Source organism: Blautia sp. CGZ-1-C1, from assembly GCF_056504575.1.
Map to the genome: position 1 here is coordinate 1 of NZ_JBWLUT010000001.1, position 4,919 is coordinate 4,919.

General features: G+C 41.8%; 3 protein-coding genes. 1 reads left to right on the forward strand and 2 read right to left on the reverse strand.

Annotation, left to right across the window (positions count from 1 at the left end):
* Positions 1-24: 24 nt before the first annotated feature.
* Complete coding sequence (locus tag AC058W_RS00005) at positions 25-1,389, reverse strand: chloride channel protein (RefSeq protein ID WP_479389497.1); 1,365 nt, start codon at positions 1,387-1,389, stop codon at positions 25-27.
* Positions 1,390-1,661: 272 nt separating this feature from the next.
* Here AC058W_RS00005 and pepT point away from each other — a divergent pair, with 272 nt between their 5' ends.
* The gene (gene pepT, locus AC058W_RS00010) at positions 1,662-2,879 is read left to right on the forward strand and encodes a peptidase T (protein ID WP_479389498.1); all 1,218 of its coding nucleotides are present in this window, start codon (positions 1,662-1,664) and stop codon (positions 2,877-2,879) included.
* A gap of 241 nt (positions 2,880-3,120) precedes the next feature.
* Here the strand turns inward: pepT and AC058W_RS00015 are convergent.
* A partial coding sequence (locus AC058W_RS00015) for a right-handed parallel beta-helix repeat-containing protein (RefSeq protein WP_479389499.1) occupies positions 3,121-4,919 on the reverse strand: 1,799 nt, incomplete at its 5' end.

Genomic DNA, 4,919 nt, shown 5'->3' on the forward strand with positions numbered 1-4,919 from the left:
CAGTAAAAGTCATTACTTATTCATTTAAAACCTCGTATGCCTATTCACATATTTCGCCTTATACTTTGAATACACAATCGTCTGATCCTTATACAATCCATAATATCCTGAAGCCGCATAGCTGATAGACACCGCGATCAGATAAAAAGAAACACCCTTAAATCCAAACATCTCAAATGCAATCAGAATCGATGTGATCGGACAGTTTGTCACTCCACAGAACACAGCAGCCATACCACATGCCGCACAGATAGACGGTGAAAGTCCCAGCCAGTTTCCCATCACACATCCAAACGTTGCCCCGATACAAAACGACGGTACAATCTCACCACCACGAAAGCCTGCACGCATCGTCAATGCGGTCAAAATCAGCTTCCAGAAAAAATCCAACGGCCTTGCCTGCCCTTCTTCCACTGCTTTCTCGATCAATTCCGCACCAGCTCCCATATAATCTGTTGTCCCAAGAAGCAATGTAATTCCAATTACAAGACAGGCACCCACAACTACACGGACATACGAATTTTTAATCCATCTTGTATAAACCCCTGCAACACCGTTCAATACCATACAAAATACAATACTGACCACTGCACATCCACATGCCACAACTCCCATTTTCAAGCCAGTCTCAATCGTCAGCTCCGGAATATCCACCACATGAAAAGCCTCCGGCGTAACTCCCATTCCGGCAGCAAACCCAGATGCGACCAATGAAGCGATCATACAAGGCATCAATGCCGTATAATACATAACTCCCACACTTACAACTTCCAGCGCAAACACAGCTGCCGCCATCGGTGTTCCAAACAATGCGGAGAAAGCTGCACTCATACCGCACATAACAATCACATGCCGATCCTCTTCATCCAGATGAATCCATCTTCCGAGCTGATTCGCAATACTTCCGCCAAGCTGAATCGCAGCTCCCTCACGTCCCGCGGAACCACCCGCCAGATGCGTAAGCGCCGTAGAAATAAAAATCAACGGTGCCGACAAAAGTGGCACATCATCCTGTGATCTTACCGTAGAAAGTACCTGATTTGTACCTCCATCATCCTTACCAAATTTCTCATACAGAAATACAATAATCAGTCCCATCATCGGCAACAAATAAAACGTCCATCCATTTTCCTTCCTGTAACTGGTCACTCCTTTTAACACAAAAGAAAACAGCGTACTGGCCGCCCCCACAATACATCCCACAACAACTGCTATCATCAGCCATTTCACAAGATTCCCCACATCACGCTGAATCTCACCACTATAATATTGCAGTTTCCTTTTTAATGTACTTTCTTCCACCGGACTATATTCTTTCGGACTTTGTTCTTCTGTACTCTGCTTCTTTGTGCCATTCTCCTGAATTGCGCACTTTTCCTCTTTCTTCATTTCCCCCTCTTGCCTTTCCTATAACAACCTCAGGATTGCTATAAATTATCTTTTTTGTAACTTCCTCTACCACTACAATAATTTCCGCTCAGAAAATTGTAACTGTTTTTATTCTAGCATATCTCAAGTATATCTTCCATATGTACAAAAACAGAAAAACTATCTTATATAAAATTTTTTACGTAGCTTCATTAACGTGTTATACTTACATCATCAAAGCTGAATACTTTTTTCAAAACACAATTCCAGCTTCATCCAGGAGGATTAAATTTATGAAAGCATACGAACGTTTATTATCTTATGTAAAAGTTTTCACCCCAAGCAGCGAAGAAACCAATACATCCCCATCCACACAATACCAGTTCGACCTTGCCAGACAGCTTGTGCAGGAGTTAAAAGAACTGGGAGTAGATGACGCCAGTGTAGATGAACATTGTTATGTCTATGGACACATTCCGGCAACCAACGGATATGAATCTCGCAAAAAGTTCGGTTTTATCGCACATATGGATACCGTATCTGATTTCTGCGATCATCCGGTTACTCCCGTTGTTACTCCAGATTATGACGGCAAAGAACTTACACTTGGAACCAGCGGCAGAGTTCTCTCCCCGAAAATGTTTCCTCATCTCTCAACCTTAAAAGGCAGAACTCTGATTACTTCCGACGGAACCACAATTCTCGGCGCAGATGATAAAGCCGGAATCGCCGAAATCATGACCATGATTGAACGACTGAACAGTGAAAATATCCCTCATGGCCCACTCTCCATCGCATTCACTCCAGACGAAGAAATTGGAATGGGACCAGCGCATTTTGATGTAAAAAAATTCGATGCAGATTACGCCTACACACTCGACGGCGATACAGAAGGCGAAATCCAGTACGAAAACTTCAATGCAGCCAGAGCAGTTGTAGAATTTACCGGCGTCAACGTCCACCCCGGTTCATCCAAAAACACCATGATAAATGCAGCATTAGTCGCTATGGAATTTAATTCCATGCTTCCATCAGCCGATACTCCACGCGATACCGAAGACTATGAGGGATTTTTCCACCTTTGTTCCATGAACGGCGATGTATCAAACGCTACTCTCGATTACATCATCCGCGATCACGATATCTCATCCTTCGAAGCCCGCAAAAAAACAATGCAGCACATCACCAAAATATTAAATGAAAAATGGGGCACCGGAACCGTAAACCTTACCATCACAGAACAATACCGAAACATGAAAGAAATCATCGACACATGCATGGAACTAATCGACTGCGCAGTTTCTGCATGCAAAGAATGCAATACCCCACCACTGATCACTCCGATCCGCGGCGGCACAGACGGCGCCCGGTTAAGCTTCATGGGCCTGCCCTGCCCAAACCTCGGAACCGGCGGACACGCTTACCATGGGCCTTATGAACATATCACTATAGAAGGTATGGATATCGCTGTTGAAGTAGTATTAAAGATTGTTGAATTATTTTATAAATAATTTCTATTTAACCAGATTAAGCAAGTACCAATAAACTGCAAAAAGTTATTCCGCATAAAAACACGTAACGTAAGCGAATGACTTTATCTGCTTAATTGACTTACTTCTCTTTATGGAAAACAAGACCCTCACTGCCAGATAAATATAACAGTGAGGGTCTCATTATTTATATATATTTCCATTTTCAAGCGCAACAGATATATTTATTGGCAATCCGCTTCGCTACTTACTCATAACTGCTTTACAGTTTGTTTAAAGCACAAGTACTCATATTAACGTTCTTCCCAATCTCTTCCTTCTCTGCAAAAGGTCCAGGAATTACCTTAGCACCTCTATGTCCACCAAAGTAGTCAGAGTCAAATCTTATCGGTGTTCCATCCGGATTTTCAAAAAATTCTTCCGGTTCAAAAGCTTTTCCTAAAATTTCTGTATTAATCATACGGTCCGAGAAATCTCCAAGAATCTCGTATATATTCGTATCCAGAATATATTTTCCATCTTTCTCTGTCAACTCTACCTTTGCGTTCTCAGAAGAAACAAAACCATCTTTCTCATGTTTCCATGCTTTGGCTCCATTAAGATAAACGTTTCCTTCACTCCACACCGGTAAATGATCAAAATGAACTGGTTCCAGTTTTTTCATATCAGCAGGTTTTGTGAAATCAAACTGGGAAATCCATTCGTCATAAGTTGGATACTCATCAAACATCCATGTTCCGACTCTTCGATTCTCAGAATCAAATCCATCGTCAGAATCATGCATTGTAATAAAATCTTCTGAAGGCCATTTCTGCACAAAAATATTATTATAGAAACGGTCATCTCCATGAAGTATTGTCATAAATCCCATGACCTCTGTGCGATGAGGCATATGATAAGGAGTATAACGCCATCCGGTTCCTTCACCCACACAAGTTAAAGCACCACAGATCAGGTTATGTACCATAGCCACTCCCTGCGTAGCGAAACGCAGACTGACATCTGACAAAAGAATATTGTTATCAATAAGAGTCGGCCCATGACCTACCTCAACAAAAATATCCTGACACATCATGCCGCCTTTTAGCTGTTTTGCAAATGCCGGACGCTGGTTATCATGAAGAAGGTTCTGAGAAAGTCGCGTACCCTGAGCTTCCCAGTCACACCAGATTCCCATCGTACAGTGATGAATATGATTTCTCCTCATAATAACATCAATTGCAGCATGCATCTTAATTCCTGCAATCTCTGCTCCACCAAGTTCCATCATATTGTTGATATGATGAATATGGTTGTCCTCAATAATACTGAATACACCACCCATTCGGCCAATAATACCACCCTGTTCACAATGATGGATATTATTTCGGCGGATAATATGACTTCCTACCTTTTCTTTAAGCCATCCATGATACTGTCCCCGGCATACCGCATCTCTTTCCATTTGTGTAGGACTCTTAACATATTTATTCGTAAAATAATGATCGTTATCAGGATCATAATATTTTCCAAGAGAAATACCTGCACATTTACTGTTGGAAATTTCGCAGTCCTCAATAATCCATCCTTTACTCCAATGAGGGCCAATCATGCCATCCTGATAAGCTGCCGGCGGAGCCCAGGTAGTAGCTGCTTTGGTAACTCCAAAACCACTGACTGTGATATATCCTACACCGGTTTTGGATGGCATAAAGCATTCACGACGTACGTTGATTTCTACATTTTCCTCATTTGGATTTTTCCCATGGAAATTAGCATAAATTACTGTCTCATCTTTTTCCTGATCCTGCTCTGTATACCATTTATAAGTAGATTCTTCCGGAACCCAGCTACACTCATAAACCGCACCTTTGATGCATTCTTCCACGCTTCCTGCTTCATAAAGAGCACGATTATTGAGATATACGCATCCTGTATGTTTATCAGCTTTTGCAAAATACCAGTCTCCATAAACCATAGTTGTATATGGATTATAACTGCCAAAAAGACTATTCGCTACACGACATACCCATACATCTTCCTTATAAGGAACCCATGTCTGGATAAATGCTCCGTCAGTGA

Excerpts from the sequence above, each read along its gene's own strand:
- AC058W_RS00005 (WP_479389497.1), bottom strand. The coding sequence starts at position 1,389 with ATGAAGAAAGAGGAAAAGTGCGCAATTCAGGAGAATGGCACAAAGAAG.
- pepT (WP_479389498.1), top strand. The coding sequence starts at position 1,662 with ATGAAAGCATACGAACGTTTATTATCTTATGTAAAAGTTTTCACCCCA.